Source organism: Xanthobacter oligotrophicus, from assembly GCF_008364685.1.
Taxonomy (GTDB): domain Bacteria; phylum Pseudomonadota; class Alphaproteobacteria; order Rhizobiales; family Xanthobacteraceae; genus Xanthobacter; species Xanthobacter oligotrophicus.
The window spans coordinates 447614-466187 of the sequence record NZ_VTTL01000002.1 but is presented as its reverse complement, the minus strand read 5'-3'; the positions used below and the strand labels follow the sequence as shown (position 1 = coordinate 466187).

Genomic DNA, 18574 nt, shown 5'->3' with positions numbered 1-18574 from the left:
ACCGCCGTGGTCTTGATCCTGGTGGTGTCGGTGCCGGTGGTGGGCTCGGTGACGCCCATGGACTGGAGCCGCAATTCGCCGGCGGCGATCTTCGGCAGATAGCGCCGGCGTTGTTCTTCCGAGCCGTGCCGCACCAGCGTGTTCATGTTGTACATCTGGCCGTGGCAGGCCCCCGAATTGCCGCCGGCGCGGTTGATCTCCTCCATGATCACGGAGGCCTCGGTGAGGCCGAGGCCGGAGCCGCCGTACTCCTCGGGGATCAGCGCGGCCATCCAGCCGGCCTTGGTGAGGGCATCGACGAATTGTTCCGGATAGGCGCGGGCCTCGTCCACCTTGCGGTGATACTCGGCGGGAAAGTCCGCGCACAGGGCGCGCACGGCGTCGCGGATGTCCTGGAACTCGTCGCTGCCAACGGTCTGTATGGGAGTAAGCCTCGATTGAAGTCGTGGTGATGGGCGCCGCGGGTGCGCTCACGCCCGCGTGGCGTGGAACTGGGACGGGGTCTCATCGCCCGCCTCCAGCGCGGCCCGCACGTCAGGGGCGGCGATGTCGATCATGCGGCGCCGACGCTCGCCAAGGCTGAGGCCGCGCAGGTCGGCGATGCCGTATTCGGTCACGATGATGCCCGCATCCGCGCGGGCCGTGCTCGTCGGCCCGCTGAGCCGCGTGACGATGCGGCTGCGGGTGCCTTCCCGTCCCGTCACGGTGGCGGGAAGGGCGACGATGGGCAGCCCGCCCCGCGAGGCCCTGGCGCCGCGCAGGAAGTCGGCGGCCCCGCCCACGGCGCCCACATAGCGCCCGCCCGCCACCTCGGCGTTGATCTGCCCGGTGAGGTCCACCTCGATGGCGGCATTGATGGCAGTGAATTTCCGGTGCGCGTTCAGCACGTCGAAGGCGTGGGTATAGGTCGTGGGGCGCAAGGCGAAGCGCGGGTTGCGGTCCACGTAGCGCATCAGCTGCGGGCCGCCGGCCACAAGTCCCGCCACCGCGATCCCTACATCGACGCTCTTGCGTGCGTTGGTGAGCGCGCCCGCCTCGGCCAGGCCGGCGACGCCGTCGGAGGCGAGGCCGGAATGCAGGCCGAGATCGCGGTGCCCGACGAGGGCCGCAAGGATCGCCTCGGGCAGTCCGCCGATGCCGATCTGGAGCGTCGCCCCGTCCTCCACGAGGCCGGCGACGCGGGCGGCGATGGCCCGCTCCACATGGCCGGCCTGCCCCCCGGGACCCGCGACGGGAGGGCGGGAGGTGCGCACGATGATGTCGATGTCGTCGGCGGACAGGGTGCGCTCGCCGCAGGACCAGGGGGTCTGGGTGTTGACCTCGGCGATCACCAGCCGTGCGCTGTCCACCAGCGGCGCCAGATACTCGAGGGCGGCGCCGAAGCTGAAACGCCCGTTGCCGTCATCCGCCAGATTGAGCAGCAGCACGTCTACCTGTCGGGCGAGCAACGCCGGCAGGTCCGAATAGTGGCAGGGCAGGATGTCGAGCGCGCCCGCCCGCTCCAGCGCGCGATTGTGCCCGGCGCCGCAATAGGACTGGAAGCGCATCGCTTCCGCCCCCGTGAACGGGGTACCCCAGCTCATGCCGACGAAGGCGCGCAGGCCGGGAATGGTCGCGCTCTGCTCGAACAGGCGCGCGGTCAGGGTCGTGGGCTCGGCAGAGGCCTGGCCCCAGGCGAGATACTCCCCGGGCAGGAGCAATGTGGTGAAGTCGAGCGTGTCCGACTGGAGTTCGATGGCCATGGGTGGGCTCCGCCGGCCGGTCAGGCGCGTTCGAAGAGGGCGGCCGCGCCCTGGCCGCCACCGATGCACATGGTCTCGAGGCCATAGCGGACGCCGCGGCGCTGCATTTCATGCAGGAGCGTGGTCATGATGCGGATGCCCGTCGCGCCGATGGGGTGGCCGAGGGAAATGCCCGAGCCGTTCACGTTCAGGCGCTCCTGGTCGTCCCAGCCCCACCCCTTGAGCACCGCGAGCACCTGGCAGGCGAAGGCCTCGTTGACCTCCACGAGGCCGATGTCATCGAAGGAGAGGCCGGTCTTGGCGAAGAGGCGCCGCGTGGCCGGCACCGGACCGAAGCCCATGATGGCCGGATCGCAGCCGGCCACCGCCCAGCCCGCGAGGAAGCCCAGGGGCTCCAGGCCGAGGGCCGCGAGCCTGTCCTCGGCGACCACGAGGCAGGCCGCGGCGGCGTCGTTCTGCTGGCTGGCGTTGCCGGCTGTGACGGTGCCGCCGGGTATGATGGGCTTCAGCTTGCCGAGGCTTTCCGCGCTGGCATCGGCGCGGATGCCTTCGTCGCGGCCAATGCGCACCGGCGCGCCGCGGCGTTGCGGCACGTCGACGGGCACCACCTCGGCATCGAACAGGCCCGCCGCCCAGGCGGCTGCGGCGCGCTCATGGCTGCGGACCGCGAAGGCGTCCGCGTCCTCCCGGGTGATCTGGAACTGCCGCGCCAGGTTCTCCGCCGTCTCGATCATGCTGGAGATGACGCCGAAGCGCTCGACCGGTTGGGAGCGCTCCCGCCCGCGGTCGAGCCGGTCGTAGAGCCGGGTCGTGCCGGCGCGCCGGCCCCAGCGCATGTCGGTGGTGTAGAACTCGATGTTGCTCATGCTCTCGACGCCGCCCGCGAGCACCACGTCGCAGGCGCCGGTCTGAACCATCATGGCGGCGGTGACGAGGGCCTGGAGGCCGCCGCCGCAGCGCCGATCGATCTGCATGCCCGGCACCTCGATGGGCAGCCCGGCCTCAAGCGCGATCCAGCGGCCGACGCAGGGCGTCTCGCTGTTGGCGTAGGACTGCGCGAACACCACGTCCTCGATGAGGGCGGGATCGATGCCGCTCCGCGCGAGCACTGCCTTCACCACACCGGCCCCGAGCTGCTCCACGGCCATTGGCCTCAGCCTTCCGCCGAAGGTGCCCACGGGCGTGCGCACCGGGCTGACGATGGCCGCGCGTCTCATACAGCGTCTCCTCACGGTTTTTGATTGTAGGAACAGAAGATTCGGATTCCGCCGCGCCCGATGGCGTATTCACCGGCGTGCCACCTATCAGATTGCTTGGGTCGACTGAAAAACCACTTCATTATTTCAGTTATTCCCGGCCGGCATGGCCGGTTGGACAGGGTCTGGCACCGGGCCGCCCGCACGCCGGAGGCGTCGCGGCGGCGTGCCGTCTCCTCGAAGGCCTCCACGAAGAAGGCCTCCGCGAAATGCTGGGCGGCGCAGGTCCATGTCCGTCTCTCCCGCGGCGGTCGTTCTCTCGTCGGCTGGCCAGGAGCGTGCGTGTTGGAGCGTGCGTGCGCCTTAGTCCGTCCGGAGCCTCATGGCTGGTCAGGTGAATGCTGCAGCATTTTCGGACATATGTCCAGTAGACGGACATATGTCCGAAAAATGCGCGACCGTCGGCGAGGGCGCCGTGGCTGCGTTCGCTTCTTGCCGGCCGGATCTGGGCCGTGGGGTTTTCCTGCGAAATCGGGAACGCCCCGCCGCGGGCGCGGCGCCGCTCTTTGCGGGGCCGGGCCGTGGCGGCGAGTGCAGTCGACAGGCCGGAAGGCGGCGCGCCGATGGTTTGGACCAGCACGGGATGTCAGCGCGATCGGATCGCGCTCCAACTCCAGGAAACAGAACGCGTTATCCGATCAGTTTTATGGTGCAAGCTGATCGGCGCGTACTCTCAGGGCTGCATCCAGTCGCTCATGGTCTGCTCCACCTCCTGGGCGGCCTCCCGAAGGGCGGGGAGGAAGACCTTGCGCATGTGGTCGAGAGACGCGCGTGCCGCTGTCGTCCCGATGTTCAGCGCCGCGACCGTGCGCCCGGCGCGGTCATGGATCGGCACGGCGATGGAGCGCACGCCCACCTCCATTTCACCGTCGATGATGGCGTACTGGATCCGGCGCGCCTCCAGCACCTTCTGTCGTACCTTTTCCGGGTCGGTGATGCTGCGGGGGGAGGGGGCCGTGAAGGTGTCCTCCGCCAGCCAGCGGTCCAGCTCGGCGTCGCCGAGCCCGGCAAGGAGCACCCGCCCGAGCGACGAGCAGAAGGCCGGCAGCCGGGAGCCAACCTCGATGCCCGACGAAAAGATGCGACGGGTTTCGATCCGCGCCACATAGACCACGTCGTGCCCATCCAGAACGGCCATGGACGAGGATTCGCCGATCTGCTCGGTCAGGCGCCGGATGACGCCGCGGCCGGCCTCGGAGACGCCGAAGGCCGACAGGTAGGCGCTGGAGAACTGCAGGACCTTCGGCGTCAGCCAGAACAGCTTGCCGTCGCTGTCCACATAGTTGAGGGCCTGCAGCGTCAGCAGGAAGCGCCGTGCCGTCCCCCGGCTGAGGTCAGTCGCTTCGGCAACCTGGGTGAGGGTCATGCGGCACGGCGCTCGCCCGAACGCCGCCAGCACAGTGAGTCCGCGCTCCAGTGCGGTGACGAATTCCGGCCCGCGCTTGTCGTCTTCCGAGACCTTCTTGATCACGAGTAGCTCTTTTCAAAATCGTCCGGCAGGGCGCCTGGGGCGGCATGGTGCCCGGCCCCCGAGGCCCGCGCAGCCGTCACATCCCATGGCAATTCTAGCACCATGCGGAGGTATGTCCATTTGGCGGACAAATGGGGATGCGCCCGTGGCGCGCGCCTCCGTGACCGCGCCGCCGGAGGACGCGAGGCTTGACACAGTCGCCGGATGACGTTCTACTTTACGGACAAATGTCCAATAGACGGACAAATGAAGATCGGGACGGCGAAAAATCAACGCTGTTCGCCGGCGAAGGTGGGTGGGAGGTCATGATCGATAAATTTGTTCCCTCGGTCGCTGCGGCGCTCTCGGGGGTGAAGGATGGCGCGACCATCCTGGTCGGCGGCTTCGGTGCCGTCGGGCAGCCCGATCTCCTCATCGAGGGGCTGATCGAGCAGGGGGCAACCGCGCTCACGGTGGTCGCCAACAATGCCGGATACGGCCAGGTGGGACTGGCGCGGCTGCTGGCCGCCGGGCGGGTGCGCAGGCTTGTCTGCAGTTACCCGCGCATTCCCGGCTCGGTCATATTCGAGGATCTCTACAAGTCCGGCCGGCTCGAGCTGGAGCTGGTTCCGCAGGGCACCCTTGCCGAGAGGCTGCGGGCAGCGGGCGCCGGAATCCCGGCGTTCTTCACCCCCACCGGCGCCGGGACGCGCCTCGTGGAGGGCAAGGAAACGCGCCGCATCGGAGCGCGCGACTACGTGCTGGAGCATGCCCTGCACGGCGACGTTGCTTTGATCCAGGCCTGGAGCGCCGACCGCTGGGGCAACCTCACCTACCGGGGCGCGGCGCGCAACTTCAATCCGGTGATGGCGCCGGCCGCGGAGCTCACCATCGCCCAGGTGGAGCACTCCGCCGAGATCGGCGACCTCGGCCCGGAGACCATCGTGACACCGGGCATCTATGTGGACCGCATCCTGCACCATCCGGCGGAGACAGCCCATGCGTGATGAAACTGTGCTTGCCGAGGCGCGCGCCTGCCGGCCCCGTTCGCGGGAGGCGATGGCGCAGCGTGCCGCAACCGATATTCCAGACGGCTGGTACGTCAACCTCGGCATCGGCATCCCGACCTTGATCGCCAATCACGTCCCCGCCGACCGGGAGGTGATCTTCCAGTCCGAGAACGGCTTGCTCGGCATCGGCCCGGCACCGGCGGCGGAGGCGGTCGATCCCTTCCTCATCAATGCGGGCAAGCAGCATGTGACGCTGCTGAAGGGGGCGGCGCTGTTGCACCAGGCCGACAGCTTCGCGATGATCCGCGGCCGGCACCTCGATCTGTGCGTGCTCGGCGCCTTCCAGGTGGCAGCCAATGGCGACATCGCGAACTGGGCCACCTCCGCCACCGATGCCGCGCCCGCGGTGGGCGGCGCCATGGACCTGGCCCTGGGTGCCCGGCGCGTCTGGGTGATGATGGAGCATACCACCCGGGACGGCGCGCCGCGCATCGTGTCGGACTGTACCTATCCGCTCACCGCGCTTGGCGTCGTCAGCCGCATCTACACCAACCTGGCCGTGATCGACATCACGCCGCAGGGCCTGCGGCTGGTGGAACTGGTCGAGGGCCTCACCCTGTCCGAACTCCAGAAGGTCACCGCCGCTCCGCTTCTCGCATGAACCACAAGGTGCCGCCAACGGCGCCGAAAAAAGGGAGGGAAAACAATATGCTGACACGCCGCACCGTCCTCGCCGGCATGCTCGCGAGCGCCGCGCTGCCAACGACGCTCCGCGCCGCGACCGAGCCCTATGTGCTCGGCACCCTGTTCCCGATGACCGGGCTGCTGTCCGAGCTCGGCGCGATCTACACATCCGCAACCGCCCTCGGGCTGGAGCATGTGGCGCAGGACAAGCGCCTCTCCCAGCCCATCGTGCTCAAGGCGCAGGACAGCCAGAGCACGCCCCAGGGCGGCGCCGTCGGCATGTCAAAGCTCGCCAACGTGGACCGCGCGCCTTACGTGCTCGTGGGCCTCACCGGCGTGGCGAAGGCGGCCGAGCCCATCGCCACGCGCTCCAAGGTGTTGATGGTGAACGGCGGCGGCGTGGGGCCGGACCTTGCCGGCCTCTCCCCCTATTTCTGGAACATCATTCCGCTCGCCAACCAGGAACTGCCCACCGCCTTCGGCTGGATGAAGCGCAATGCCATAAAGCGGGTGGTTCTGATCTATCTCGACGACCCGCTCGGCAACGCGCTGCGCAAGGGCCTCCAGGAGGGCCTGCCGGCCATCGGCGCCGCGCTCGTGGGCGAGTTCAGCGCCGCGCCCTCGGCCCAGCAATTCTCGGCCATGATCGCCAAGATCCGCGAGGCCAAGCCGGATCTCGTCTATGTGGCGAGCTACGGCACCCAGCAAACCCAGATCTTCAAGCAGCTGCGCGACAACGGCATCACCCAGCCCATCATGACCTACTCGGTGGGCGGCACCCCCTCGGTTGCGGCGCTGCCCGAGGCCGACGGCGTGCTCTTCACCTCGCAGGTGGCAGACTGGGACGCCGCCGATCCGCTCACCCGCCGCTTCGTCGATGGCTGGCGCGCCAGATACAAGGACAATCCCAACACCTATGCCCAGAACTATTACAACGCGGTGCTGCTCTACGCCCAGCTCATCGAGCGGCTGGAGAAGGAGGGCAAGCCGGTGACCGGCGAGACCCTGAAGGAGGCTATCGCCTCCGCCACCTTCGACCTGGTGGGCGGTCGCGCGCGCTTTTCGCAGACCGGCGCCATCGACATGCCGACCCAGCTCAACCGCGTGCAGAACGGCAAGTTCGAGAAGGTGAGCTGATCTCATGCTCCTGACCCAGCTGGCCGTGGCGGGCATCCAGACCGGGATGCTCTATGCCCTCACAGCCGCGGGCTTCGCGCTGATCTTCGGCGCCACCCGCGTCTTCCACGTGGCCCATGGCGCCACATTCATCCTGGCCGGCTACGCCTTCCTGGAGGCGGTGCAGCTCGGGCTGCACTGGTCGCTGGCCAGCCTCGTCGCACTCATGGCGGCGGTGGCGTTCGGCCTGTTCATGGATGCGTTCGTCTACCGGCCGATCCAGAAGCACGAGGGCTCCTTCTTCACGGTGTTCGTCGCCTCCTTCGGCGCCGGCATCGCCATGCAGGCCCTCATCCAGTTCTTCTTCGGCGGCGGCTTCGCCACCATCTCCGTGCCGTTGACGCGGGCCGCGCAGGTGCTGCCGGGGCTCTATGTCGCGCCGGTGTTCTGGGTGGCGCTGGGTGTGGCGGTCACCGTATTCGCGGCGGTCAGCCTGTTCCTGGAACGCACCCATGCCGGGCTTGGCCTGCGGGCGCTTTCGGAAAATCCCGAGCTGTTGCGGGCCTACGGGCTCTCCGCCCGCCGCCTGTCGGCGCTCGCCTTCGTGCTCGGCTCCGCACTGGCGGTGCCGGGCGCGATCCTCACCACCGTCACCACCGGCATCCAGCCGGCGGACGGTGCGCATGTGGTGCTGGTCTCCCTTGCGGCCACGGTGGTGGGCGGCATCGGCTCCATCCGCGGCGCCGCGCTCGCGGGCCTGCTGCTGGGCCTCGTGGAGAACCTAGTGGTGAGCGTCATCGACACGCAGTGGAGCCAGGCCGCGAGCTTCGTGGTGCTGTTCGGCTTCATCCTGTTCCGCCCCAACGGGCTTATGGGGAGGGCGGGCGCGCGATGATCGCCTATCTCGTCAATCTGGCGACGCTCGTCGCCATCTTCGGCATCGCCGCCACCAGCCTTAACCTGCTGATCGGCTATGCCGGCATTTTCTCCATTGCCCATGCCATGTTCTTCGGCATCGGCGCCTATGTGGCGGCACAGGTGGCGCTGACCTTCAGTCCGGATTTCCTCCTCGCTGCGCTGGCGGCAGCGGTGGCGGCGGCGGCTTTGTCACTGTGCCTCGCCCTGCCGGCACTCCGGGTGCGCGGCGAGTATTTCGTCGCCGCCTCCCTCGGGCTGCAGATGATGGCGACCACCCTTTTCGCCGAGGCGCACGGCTTCACCGGCGGCGTGGGCGGCCTTGTCGGAATTCCGCCGGCGCGAATCCTCGGCTTCGACGTGGCCTCCCCCGATGCCTTCCTGGCGCTGGCCCTCGTCTACCTCGCGATGACGCTGCTGGTGGTGCGGACCTTGATGCGCGGCAGCTTCGGCCGCTCGCTCATGGCCCTGCGCGACAGCGAGAGCGCCGCCGAAGCCTTCGGCAAGGATGTGCGCGCCCTGAAGACGCTGGTGGTGGTCATCGGCTGCTTCTTCGTCGGCATCGCCGGGGCCCTGTTCGCCTTCCACATGGCATTCGTGAACGTGGAGAGCTTCACGCTCGAGCAGTCGGTGGTGCTCATGGCCATGGTCATCATCGGCGGCGCCGGCACCCTCACCGGGCCGATCATCGGCGCCATCGCCCTGCTCAGCCTGCCGGCCGCGCTCTCGTTCCTGTCCTTCATTCCCTCCACGGAGATCGGCACCGTGCAGCAATTCATCTACGGCGCGCTCATGACGCTGCTCATGATCTTCCGGCCGAGCGGCCTCGTGGGCCTGTCGCGGGGGGCGAGATGAGCGCGCCCGTCCTGCTCTCCGCGCGCGGCATCTCGCGCTCCTTCGGCGGCCTTGCCGCGGTCCAGGACGTGACCCTGGAACTGCGCCAGGGGGTCGTCACCGCCCTTGCCGGCCCCAATGGCGCCGGCAAGACCACCTTGTTCAACCTCATCACCGGTCATCTGGTGCCGGACCGTGGCGCGGTTGAGCTGAAGGGGCAGTCCATCCTCCGGCAGAAGCCGCACAAGGTGGCGCTCAAGGGCATTGCCCGCTCGTTCCAGGACTTGCGCCTGTTCGGCTCCATGAGCGTGTACGACAACGTGCTCGCCGCCATCGAGCCCACGCCCTGGCTGTGGCAGCCCGGCGGCAGCTCGGGCGCGGCGGCGCGGCGGCTCCAGGTGGAGCGGGCTCTGGCCGCCACCGGGCTGGAGGAACTCGCCGGCACGCGGGCCGTGGACCTCTCCTATGCGGAGACGAAGTTCCTCTCCATGGCGCGCATCATCGCCACGGGGGCGCCCATCTGGCTGCTCGACGAGCCGGCCTCAGGGCTCGATCCGGCCTCGCGCTCGCGCTTCGTGAAGCTGGTAAGGGATGCGACGGCAGCGGGCGTCACGGTGTGCCTCATCGAGCACAATCTCGACATCGTCACCGAGCTCGCCGACCGCATCGCCTTCCTGGACCAGGGCCGAAAGCTCGCCGAGGGCACGCCGGCGGAGATCCTCGGCAACGCCGAGCTGATCGCCATCTATTTCGGGGAGCGCAGGGAATGAACATGGCCGTCTCCGTCGCCGCCACCACCGCCACCCTTGCGCCCGCCGTGGCGGTGCGCGGCCTGCGCGCCTCCTATGCCGGACGCGAGGTGTTGAGCGGCATCGACCTCGACCTTGCGGGCGGGGAGGTCCTTTGCCTTGTCGGACACAATGGCGCGGGCAAGTCCACCTTGCTCAAGATCCTGTTCGGCCTGCATCCGGCGGATGCGGGGGAGGTGAGGCTGCGCGGCCGGCCGCTGAAGCCCCATCCCAGCGTGATGGCGCGGGATGGCGTCGCCTATGTGCCGGAAGGGCGCGGCGTGTTCCCGGGGCTCACGGTGAAGGAGACGTTCACCCTGGCGCTCTGGTCGGCAAGCCTCGACGCCGGCGAGGGCCGCGCCCGTGTCGACGAGGTGCTGGAGCTTCTGCCCAAGCTGAGGGACTTCTGGGGCAAGCGCGCCGGCCAGCTCTCGGGCGGGCAGCAGCAGATGGTGTCCATCGGCCGGGCGCTGCTGTCCCGCCCGAGCATCCTGCTGCTCGACGAACCGTCCATCGGGCTCGCGCCCAAGCTGTTCCAGGATCTCATCACGCCCATCCGCGCCATCCAGCAGCGCCGCGGCATGTCCATCCTCCTGGTGGAGCAGAACGTGGGCGAGGCCTTCGCCGTCTCCGACCGGGTGGTGGCCATGAAGTCGGGCGTGATGATCTATGAAGGCAAGCCGGAGGACCTCCGCGACCATGCCAGGCTGCTGACGCTGTTCTGAGCCGAAACCAAGACACAAGACATCCGGGACGGACGAGATGAAGAACATCGAGGAACGCCTGAAGCTGGTCGAGGACCAGCTGGAGATCGCCCAGCTCCGCGCCCATTACTGCCATCTGCTGGACGAGCGCCGGTGGGATGAGTTCGTGGCGCTGTTCACCCCCGACGGGGTGTTCGAGGGGCTTGAAGCCGTGAGCGGCAGGGATGCGCTCCACGCCTTCTTCAGCGAGCGGGTGCCGAAGCTCGCCGAGGATTTCTGGCACTTCTGCACCAATGGCACGGTGGAGGTGGATGGCGACATCGCCACCGGGCGCATCTCCATGGAATATCTGTCCGTTACCGATGGCGTCTCCTTCGTCTCCGCCGGGCACTATGACGACGTGATGCGCCGGGTGGATGGCCGCTGGCGCTTCGCCTCGCGCAGGATCTCCTTCTATTTCCTCTCCCCGCTCAGCGAGGGATGGGCGGGCCGGCCTTTCCCGGGGCGGACGCCGGCCCCGAGGGCGGCGGAATGAACTGGATCGAGGTCAACGGCAGCGGCACCCGCTACGCCCTCGACGGCGACGGGCCCGCCCCCCTGGTGCTGATCCACGAGATGGGTGGTTCCATCGAGAGCTGGGCGCCGCTGCTGCCGCGGGTCGTCGAGGGCCGCACCGTGCTGCGCTATGACATGCGCGGCTTCGGCGATGCCTCCAAGCTGCGCGGCGAAGGCATCATGGACGATCTGGTGGCGGATCTCGTCGCGCTGCTCGACGCGCTTTCCATCACCGGGCCGGCTGACCTGTGCGGCATGGCGGTGGGCGGGGCGGTGGCGCTCCACATGGCGGCGCGACACCCGGATCGCGTCGGCCGGCTTGCCCTCATGGGGCCGGCGCTCGGGATCGCGGCCGAACGGCGCGCGGCGGTGCGCGCGCGGGCCGAAGCCCTGGAGGCGGGAGGCATGGCCTCCATCGCCGACGGCGAGCTGGCACTCACCTATCCTCAGGTGCTGCGGGGCAACGGCCGCTTCCCGACCTATCGCGCCCGCTGGCTCGGCAACGATCCGGCGAGCTATGCCGCCACCTACCGCATGCTGGCGGCGCTCGATCCCGCGCCCGCGCTCGCCGTCGTGCGCTGCCCCGTGCTGCTGCTGGCCGGTGCCCACGATCCGCTGCGACCGCCCGCCCTCATCGCCGAGGCAGCGACCGCAATCGACCGCGCCCATTTCGAGGTGGTGCCGAGCGGACACGTGATGGCCCACCAGTCCCCGGACGCGGTGGCGCAGCACCTTGATGCCTTCTGGCGCGCCGCGTGAGGCCGCGCCGAAACCGAAAGCCCATTTCCATGAAGATGCACTGGTCCCCCCGCTCCCCGTTCGTGCGCAAGGCGATGATCGCCATCCACGAGCTGGGCCTTCAGGATCAGGTCGCCTGCGTGCGCACGGTGGCCTCGCCCTTCAAGGCCCACGAGGCGCTCATGGACGACAACCCCCTGAGCAAGCTGCCCACTCTCGTGCTCGACGACGGCACCGTGGTCTATGATTCCCATGTCATCTGCGAGTATCTGGACAGCTTGAACGACAAGCCCCGCCTGTTCCCCGCCGCCTGGCCGGAGCGGCTGGTGGCGCTGCGCAACGAGGCGCTCGGCGACGGTCTGATGGACTTCGGCCTCCTGTGGCTCATTGAGCGCCTGCGCGGCGAAGGCATGCAGTCGGCCGACCTCGTCGCCGCCAATGCGCGCAAGGTGGAGCGGGTGCTCGCCCGTCTCGAGGCCGACGTGGAGCTCCTCACCGGGCGGCCGTTCGACATCGGCCACCTGACCGTCGGCACGGCGCTGGGCTATCTCGACTTCCGCTTCCCCTTCCTCGAATGGCGCAACGGTCGCCCGGCGCTTGCGGCCTGGCACGGGGAGTTCCTGGAGCGGCCCTCGGTGAAGGCCAATCCGGTGGTGGACGATTCCTGAGCGTTCCGCGTCCGTCCGCCCGCAAGCCCAAACCCGTCGAGGATTCCATGATTCAATCGCGCATGGTGGGGGAAGTTCGCGTCACCCGCCTTCTCGAATACGCCGCGCCCACCCATGATCCGGCCTTCCTGTTCCCGGACATGGCTCCGAACTTGCTCAAGGACAACGCGAGCTGGCTCGCGCCGCATCATTACGTGCCGCAGATGCACCGGCTCATCGTCACCATCCAGCTGTGGATCGTGCATGCCGGCGGCAATGTCATCATCGTCGATACCGGGGTGGGCAACCGCAAGCCGCGCGCGGCGGCGCGCATGCACCAGCTCAACGGCCTCGTGCTGCCGTGGCTGGAGGCGGCGGGCGCGGCGCCCGACACGGTGACGCATGTGGTGCACACCCATCTCCACAGCGACCATGTGGGCTGGAACACGGTGCTGTCCGCCGACGGGCGCTGGGTGCCCACCTTCCCCAATGCCCGCTACCTGATGCCGAAGCTCGAATACGACCACTATGTGGAGGCGCTGGCGCAATCGCCTGACCCCATAATCGACGCCGCCTTCGACGACAGCATCCGCCCCATCGTGGCGGCTGGCCTCGCCGATTTCATTCCCGACCATGGGGAAATCGCGGACGTGCTCGCCATCGAGGCGGCGCCGGGCCATTCGGTGGGCCACCAGACCTACCGCATCCGCTCGCGCGGGGAGGAGGGCCTGTTCAGCGGCGACGTGATGCACAGTCCCGCGCAGATCGTCGATCCCACCCTTAACACCACCTATTGCGCCCTGCCGGATGTGGCGCGCCGCACCCGCGCGGCCCTGCTGGCGCGGGAGGCCGAGCGCGGCACGCTGGTGATGCCCATGCATTTCGGCGCGCCCCATTGCGGCTACATCCGCCGTCAGGGCGAGGGCTACGCCTTCGAGCCCGCGGGCTGGTGAGCCCCGGTCGGGAGCAGGGCGCAGAACAATCCATACAGGGAGGAAACAATGAAGATGCTGCTTGCGGCGATGGCACTCGCCGTCGGCTGGGCCAGCGTGGCGCAGGCCGGAGAGGCTCGCACGCGCTACACCATCAAGCGCGGTGACGTGGCTATCGACGTCATCGACGAGGGCAAGGGCCCGCTGATGGTGCTGCTGCCGTCGTCGGCGCGGGATTCCGAGGATTATGACGCGGTGGCGGAGGGGCTCGCCAAGGCCGGGTTCCGCGTGCTGCGGCCCCAGCCGCGTGGCGCCGGTGCCAGCACTGGCCCCACCGAGGGCATCACCCTGCACGATCTCGCCAACGATGTCGCCGTCACCATCGAGACAGCGCAGGACGGGCGGGCCATCGTGGTCGGGCACGCCTTCGGCAACTGGGTCGCCCGCATGACTGCGGTGGACCATCCCGACCTCGTGCGCGGCGTGGTCATCGCCGCCGCTGCATCCAAGGCCTATCCGAAGGAGCTGCTGGTGTCCCTGCGTGACGCCGGCAACGTGACCCTGCCCGATGCGCAGCGCATCGCCGCGCTGAAGGTGGCCTTCTTCGCACCGGGCAACGATGCCTCGGTCTGGCTGGCGGGGTGGCATCCCGGGATGGCGGCCTACCAGCGGCCCATCATTGCGGCGCCGAAGGAGGAGGAGTGGTGGTCCGGCGGCTCGGCGCCCCTGCTCGACCTGCAGGCGCTGCAGGATCCCTTCCGACCGCGCTCCACCGCCAACGACATCAAGGCGGCATTCGGCGATCGGGTCACCATTGCCACCGTGGACAATGCCAGCCACGCGCTCATTCCGGAACAGCCGGACGCGGTGGTTGCCGCCATCGCGGGCTGGGCGAGGACGCTGAAGCCCTGATGGCGCGGCGAAGGCTGCCCGGCCGCCATGGTCGGGCGCCGGAGAAGGGCAGGGTGCGCGCGGGGTGGTACCCGCGCGTTCTCATCCGAGGCGCTCGAAGATCGCGGCGAGGCCCTGTCCGCCGCCGATGCACATGGTTTCGAGGCCATAGCGGCTGCCGCGCCGGTCCATCTCGCGCAGCAGCGTGGCGAGGATACGCACACCGGTTGCCCCAACGGGATGGCCCAGCGAGATGCCGGAGCCATTCACATTCAAGCGCTTGAAGTCGGCCTTGCCGAACCGCCATTCGCGGGTGCAGGCCAGCACTTGCGCTGCGAAGGCCTCGTTGAGCTCGATCAGGTCCATGTCCTTCAGGGACAGGCCGGTCCGCGCCATCACCTTCTCGGTCGCCGGCACCGGGCCTATGCCCATCACGTTCGGCGCCACGCCTGCCGCCGCCCATCCGACGAGACGGGCCAGCGGCCTGAGGCCGAGCGCCTGCGCGGTCTCCCGCGTGGTGACGAGGCAGGCGGCGGCGCCGTCGTTCTGGCCGCTGGCATTGCCGGGCGTGACGGTGGCGTCGGCATCCTGCGTCAGCATGAGGGGCCGCAGCGCGGCGAGCGTCGCCATGCTGGCGTCGGCGCGCGGGTGCTCGTCACGCGTGATCTCGACGGGCGGCGTCCCGCGCCTGCCCGGCACTTCGATCGGCACGATCTCCTGCGCGAAGCGGCCATCCGCGATGGCGGCCACCGCCCGCTGGTGGGAGATCACGGCGAGCTCGTCCTGTTCCTCCCGGCCGATGCCGTAGGCGCGGCGGAGATTTTCCGCTGTCTCCAGCATGCCGCCGGGCACGGGATAGCGCTCGCTGCCGGACGTCACGCGACCGCGTCCGAGCCGGTCATGCAGCGTGGTGGGGCGCCCTTTGGCACCCCAGCGGACGTCCTCGGAATAATATTCGGCCCGGCTCATGCTCTCGACGCCGCCAGCGATCACCACGTCGCAGACGCCCGTCTGCACCCGCATCGCTGCGTCCAGTACGGCCTGGAGGCCGGAGCCGCAGCGCCGGTCGATCTGCAAGCCGGGAACGGTGACGGGAAGTCCGGCGTCGAGCGCCGCGACGCGGCCGATGGCCGGGGCCTCGCCGTTGGGATAGCACTGGCCGAAGAGCACGTCGTCGATCCGTGCCGGGTCGATGCCGGTGCGGGCGATCAGCGCCTCGATCACCCGCCTTGCGAGCCGCGCGGCCGGAACCTCCCTGAACATGCCGCCATAGCGCCCGACGGCGGTTCGCACCGGTTCGCAGATGACGGGATCGCGCTCGCTCATGGTCTCGGCGGCTCTCGGCTGGATGGGAGTTGCGGCCGAAGGCTCGGCCCATCGATGCGGCGCCGGCCGCTTCCGTCGCAACGCGCGGCTGGCGTGGCTACACAGTATTTCGATGGACTTCACCAGTACAGGGGATCAGTCTCCACGCAACCGAAAAGAGAGATCTGCCGGCATCAGCTTGCGATGTGTGGCGAAAGCGTCGCTCCGGCGGGCGTCAGCTCTGGGGGATGGGTGTCGGTTGGAAGGCGGCTACGCGCCAGGCCTCCCCCTCCCGGACCCAGACCGTGAGGGTCCTGTTGTTGAGATGCCGCTGGGTCTTGCCCTCCACGACCACCCGCGCCGTCATCCGGCCGATCACGAGGACGGCGGAGCCGTTGAGGATCAGCTGCTCCTCGGGATGGGCAATGTCCAGATAGTCGAAATACTTGTCCGCGACCTTGGCGAGGTAACTCGCCTTGCCGTCCACGGTGGCGTTGGAGTGGGTGTAGACCAGTTGGTCCGAGAGCAGGGCGTCGAGGGTTGGGATGTCGGCGTCGAGCATGGCGGCGTAGCGCCTCTCTTCGAGGTCACGGATGAGGCTGGGGATGTCGGCATCGGTGGGCATGGTGCCTCCGTCGGGGGAATTCGGTCTGGGGATTGCGGTATGGACGCGCTGTCTCAGAGGGTGCGGCCGGAATCGATCTTGAGCAGGGTGCCCGTCATGTGCGGGGCGGCGTCGCTCAAGGCGAACACCACGTAGCGCGCCAGTTCCTCGGGCTCGGTCACGGCGCCGATGATGCCGGCGTTGGCCACGGCCGCGTCAATCCGCCCGAAGCGTTCGACGGCGGCGGTGAACAGATGTTCCACCGCCGCGGTATCGCGCACGTCGGTGGGGATGGCGAGCACCCGCCGCCCCTCCGCGTCCATGCGCGCGGCCGCGGCCGCGAGGCGCTCGTCGGCGATGCCGGCCATGACCACCGTGGCGCCGGCGGCCGCGGTAGCATTTGCGATGGCGAGGCCGATGCCGGATGCGGCTCCGGTGACGACCACCACCTTGCCCGAGAGATCCATACTGCTCTCCCGTACGTTCAGCTCGCCAGCGCGATGGGGCCGCCGGGCGCGGCGAAGGTGGACATGTGCTCGATCCAGTCCCGCGGCGGGGGCGCGCCCCAGCGGTTCACCACCTTGATGTTGCTGAGGTCGGGCGGGCAGGAGATGACGCTGGGCGGACGGTCGTCGAGGATCACTTCCATCTCCGCTGAGCATTCCACCATGAAGCCGGCGCGATCGACGTAATAGGAGAACAGGTTGTCGCCGCAGCCGTGCCGTCCGGGGCCCCAGACCATCAGCCGATCCTGGGTGTCGAGCAGGTCGCCAAGGCGCATGAAGTCGCTGAACTGGGCGAATTCCCAGGCGAAGTGGTGAAGTCCCGGCTGTGCGCTCTTGGCGATGCCGACCGTGTGGTGCCGCCCGTCGCTGGCGCGCATCCACATGAGCTCGCAGCCCTCGGTGCGCTCGGAGAGCCTGAGGCCGAGGGTCTGCGCCAGCAGGTCTGCCAACGCCGCCGGGTCCTGCGAGGCGAGGTTCACGTGGCACAGCCGGCGCGGGTGGATGCCGGGGCCGTCGTGGCGGCGCGGCTGGTCCTCGGGCAGGGGCGTGTGGATCTCCAGCACGTGCCCCTCGGCCGACACGATGGTGACGGCGTGGGAGATGCCGGCGAGGGAGGGATGCTCGGCGATGATGTTCCAGCCGAGCCGGCGCGCCCGCGCGGCGGCCTCCTGGACCTCGGCGGCGCCCGGTGCCTCGAGGCCGATGGCGCGCACGGCGTCCTGTCCTGCGCGGTGCAGCACCAGCTCCGCATGCTGGCGGTTGGAGGTGAGCTGGGCGCTGTCGGCGTTGCGCTCGACGAGGCTGAGGCCGGTGATGGAGGTGGCGTCGGCGATGGCGGCGTCGAGATCCGTCACGTTGAGCGCGACATAGCCCAGGCGGTTCACGAGACTGGTCATGGCGTTCCTCTTGTGTTGCGGCCGCTGTGGCGCGGCTTCTTGTCGGAGTTTGGTTCGGGTTTCGAAACTCTTCTTGAAGAAGGGGGCGCCGCGTGCCGGCGCCCCGGCCTGAACGCTTCAGGCGGCGGCGTGGAGGCAGGCCACCTCGTCGTGGACCGGGTTGCGCAGGATGCCGAGGCCTTCCACCTCCACCTCGCAGATGTCGCCGTCGCGCATGTACAGGGGCGGCTTGCGGGCGAAGCCGACGCCGGCGGGCGTGCCGGTCATGATGACATCGCCGGCCTCCAGGGTCATGGCCTCGCTGACGATGGAGACGAGGGCCGCCACGTCGAAGCACATGTCGGCGGTGGAGGCGCCCTGCACCACCGTGCCGTTGAGCCGGGTCTCGATCCTCAGCCCGTGGGCGCCCGGAGGCAGTTCATCCGCCGTGACGAAGTCCGGGCCAAACGGGCCGGTGGCGTCGAAATTCTTGCCCACGGTCCACTGCGCCGACTTGAACTGGTAGTCGCGGAGGGAGGCGTCGTTGAAGATGGAGTAGCCGGCCACGTGGGCGAGCGCATCGGCCTTGGCGATGTGGCGGCCGGGTCGCCCGAGGATGACCGCCACCTCGCCCTCGAAGTCGAGATCACGCGACAGCGTGGGGCGGATGATGGGGGCGCCGTGGCCGATGAGGCTGGAGGAGAAGCGGGGGAACACGGCCGGATAGTCCGGCACCTTCAGGTAAGGGCTCTCGGCCGCGTGGTCCACGTAGTTGAGGCCGATGCACAGGATCTTGCCAGGTCGGGCGAGCACGGGCCGGTAGGCGACCGCCGCCGCATCAAGGAGCGGCCCGTCCGTGGCGGCGAGGGCGGCGAGGGCCTCGGGGCCGGCGGCGAGGATGTCTTCCAGGCTGCGCGGACCGAGGTCCCTCAGCCCGTCGGGGGTGCGCAGCGCCAGGCCGGTACGGCCGTCCAGAGCATAGGAAACCAGACGCATGGGGGTGCCTCCTTAGGATGACGGCA

General features: G+C 69.1%; 21 protein-coding genes. 12 read left to right on the top strand and 9 right to left on the bottom strand.

The genetic code is table 11. The features are described 5' to 3' along the window. The 4 genes from FZ033_RS05045 to FZ033_RS05025 form a co-directional block, all read right to left on the bottom strand. Window positions 1-422, bottom strand: a 422-nt coding sequence (locus FZ033_RS05045; protein ID WP_149575076.1) for an acyl-CoA dehydrogenase family protein, incomplete at its 3' end; no start/stop codon positions are given. 48 nt (window positions 423-470) lie between these two features. Then, window positions 471-1742, bottom strand: a complete 1272-nt coding sequence (locus tag FZ033_RS05040) for an acetyl-CoA hydrolase/transferase family protein (RefSeq protein WP_149575039.1) — start codon at window positions 1740-1742, stop codon at window positions 471-473. Between the two features lie 20 nt (window positions 1743-1762). Then, window positions 1763-2959, bottom strand: coding sequence for an acetyl-CoA C-acetyltransferase (locus FZ033_RS05035; RefSeq protein ID WP_149575038.1), 1197 nt, complete (start codon window positions 2957-2959; stop codon window positions 1763-1765). Between the two features lie 712 nt (window positions 2960-3671). Continuing rightward, entirely contained in the window at window positions 3672-4469 is a 798-nt protein-coding gene (locus FZ033_RS05025; protein ID WP_149575036.1) for an IclR family transcriptional regulator domain-containing protein, read from the bottom strand. Between the two features lie 305 nt (window positions 4470-4774). On the opposite strand from FZ033_RS05025, the gene FZ033_RS05020 reads away from it, so the two are divergent. Genes FZ033_RS05020 through FZ033_RS04965 form a run of 12 tightly spaced genes read left to right on the top strand, consistent with a single transcriptional unit; the run spans window position 4775 to window position 14283 of the window. Continuing rightward, window positions 4775-5455 (top strand): 3-oxoacid CoA-transferase subunit A, encoded by a 681-nt coding sequence (locus FZ033_RS05020; RefSeq protein WP_149575035.1) that lies wholly within the window; start codon window positions 4775-4777, stop codon window positions 5453-5455. Continuing rightward, a complete protein-coding gene (locus FZ033_RS05015; RefSeq protein WP_149575034.1) occupies window positions 5448-6119 on the top strand; it encodes a 3-oxoacid CoA-transferase subunit B in 672 nt (223 codons plus the stop codon). Before FZ033_RS05020 ends, FZ033_RS05015 begins: the two co-directional genes overlap by 8 nt. Before the next feature lie 47 nt (window positions 6120-6166). Beyond that, window positions 6167-7279, top strand: a complete 1113-nt coding sequence (locus FZ033_RS05010) for an ABC transporter substrate-binding protein (RefSeq protein ID WP_149575033.1) — start codon at window positions 6167-6169, stop codon at window positions 7277-7279. Window positions 7280-7283: 4 nt separating this feature from the next. Next, window positions 7284-8153 (top strand): branched-chain amino acid ABC transporter permease, encoded by an 870-nt coding sequence (locus tag FZ033_RS05005; RefSeq protein ID WP_149575032.1) that lies wholly within the window; start codon window positions 7284-7286, stop codon window positions 8151-8153. Further along, window positions 8150-9028, top strand: coding sequence for a branched-chain amino acid ABC transporter permease (locus FZ033_RS05000; protein WP_149575031.1), 879 nt, complete (start codon window positions 8150-8152; stop codon window positions 9026-9028). Before FZ033_RS05005 ends, FZ033_RS05000 begins: the two co-directional genes overlap by 4 nt. Continuing rightward, window positions 9025-9777, top strand: a complete 753-nt coding sequence (locus FZ033_RS04995) for an ABC transporter ATP-binding protein (RefSeq protein ID WP_149575030.1) — start codon at window positions 9025-9027, stop codon at window positions 9775-9777. Before FZ033_RS05000 ends, FZ033_RS04995 begins: the two co-directional genes overlap by 4 nt. Then, window positions 9774-10520: an ABC transporter ATP-binding protein gene (locus tag FZ033_RS04990; protein WP_210247860.1), complete on the top strand. Its 747-nt coding sequence runs from the start codon at window positions 9774-9776 to the stop codon at window positions 10518-10520. Before FZ033_RS04995 ends, FZ033_RS04990 begins: the two co-directional genes overlap by 4 nt. 37 nt (window positions 10521-10557) lie before the next feature. Then, window positions 10558-11034, top strand: a complete 477-nt coding sequence (locus FZ033_RS04985; protein ID WP_149575029.1) for a nuclear transport factor 2 family protein — start codon at window positions 10558-10560, stop codon at window positions 11032-11034. Next, a complete protein-coding gene (locus FZ033_RS04980) occupies window positions 11031-11813 on the top strand; it encodes an alpha/beta fold hydrolase (protein WP_188079310.1) in 783 nt (260 codons plus the stop codon). The genes FZ033_RS04985 and FZ033_RS04980 overlap by 4 nt, the downstream gene beginning before the upstream one ends. A 29-nt stretch (window positions 11814-11842) precedes the next feature. Beyond that, window positions 11843-12460: a glutathione S-transferase family protein gene (locus FZ033_RS04975; RefSeq protein ID WP_149575027.1), complete on the top strand. Its 618-nt coding sequence runs from the start codon at window positions 11843-11845 to the stop codon at window positions 12458-12460. 47 nt (window positions 12461-12507) lie between these two features. Next, entirely contained in the window at window positions 12508-13392 is an 885-nt protein-coding gene (locus FZ033_RS04970; protein WP_149575026.1) for an MBL fold metallo-hydrolase, read from the top strand. Between the two features lie 48 nt (window positions 13393-13440). Further along, window positions 13441-14283, top strand: coding sequence for an alpha/beta fold hydrolase (locus FZ033_RS04965; RefSeq protein WP_210247859.1), 843 nt, complete (start codon window positions 13441-13443; stop codon window positions 14281-14283). 81 nt (window positions 14284-14364) lie between these two features. Here FZ033_RS04965 and FZ033_RS04960 read toward each other — a convergent pair whose 3' ends face one another. The 5 genes from FZ033_RS04960 to FZ033_RS04940 form a co-directional block, all read right to left on the bottom strand. Beyond that, window positions 14365-15588 carry an acetyl-CoA C-acetyltransferase gene (locus FZ033_RS04960; protein WP_149575025.1) on the bottom strand — a complete coding sequence of 408 codons (1224 nt, stop codon included), beginning with the start codon at window positions 15586-15588 and terminating at the stop codon, window positions 14365-14367. Between the two features lie 214 nt (window positions 15589-15802). Continuing rightward, the gene (locus tag FZ033_RS04955; RefSeq protein ID WP_149575024.1) at window positions 15803-16192 is read right to left on the bottom strand and encodes a nuclear transport factor 2 family protein; all 390 of its coding nucleotides are present in this window, start codon (window positions 16190-16192) and stop codon (window positions 15803-15805) included. A 53-nt stretch (window positions 16193-16245) separates the two neighbouring features. Further along, complete coding sequence (locus tag FZ033_RS04950) at window positions 16246-16638, bottom strand: SDR family NAD(P)-dependent oxidoreductase (protein ID WP_188079309.1); 393 nt, start codon at window positions 16636-16638, stop codon at window positions 16246-16248. Window positions 16639-16655: 17 nt separating this feature from the next. Beyond that, window positions 16656-17573 (bottom strand): VOC family protein, encoded by a 918-nt coding sequence (locus FZ033_RS04945; RefSeq protein ID WP_149575022.1) that lies wholly within the window; start codon window positions 17571-17573, stop codon window positions 16656-16658. A 117-nt stretch (window positions 17574-17690) separates the two neighbouring features. Then, on the bottom strand, window positions 17691-18548 hold the full coding sequence (locus FZ033_RS04940; protein WP_149575021.1) for a fumarylacetoacetate hydrolase family protein: 858 nt from the start codon (window positions 18546-18548) through the stop codon (window positions 17691-17693). Window positions 18549-18574 lie beyond the last annotated feature (26 nt).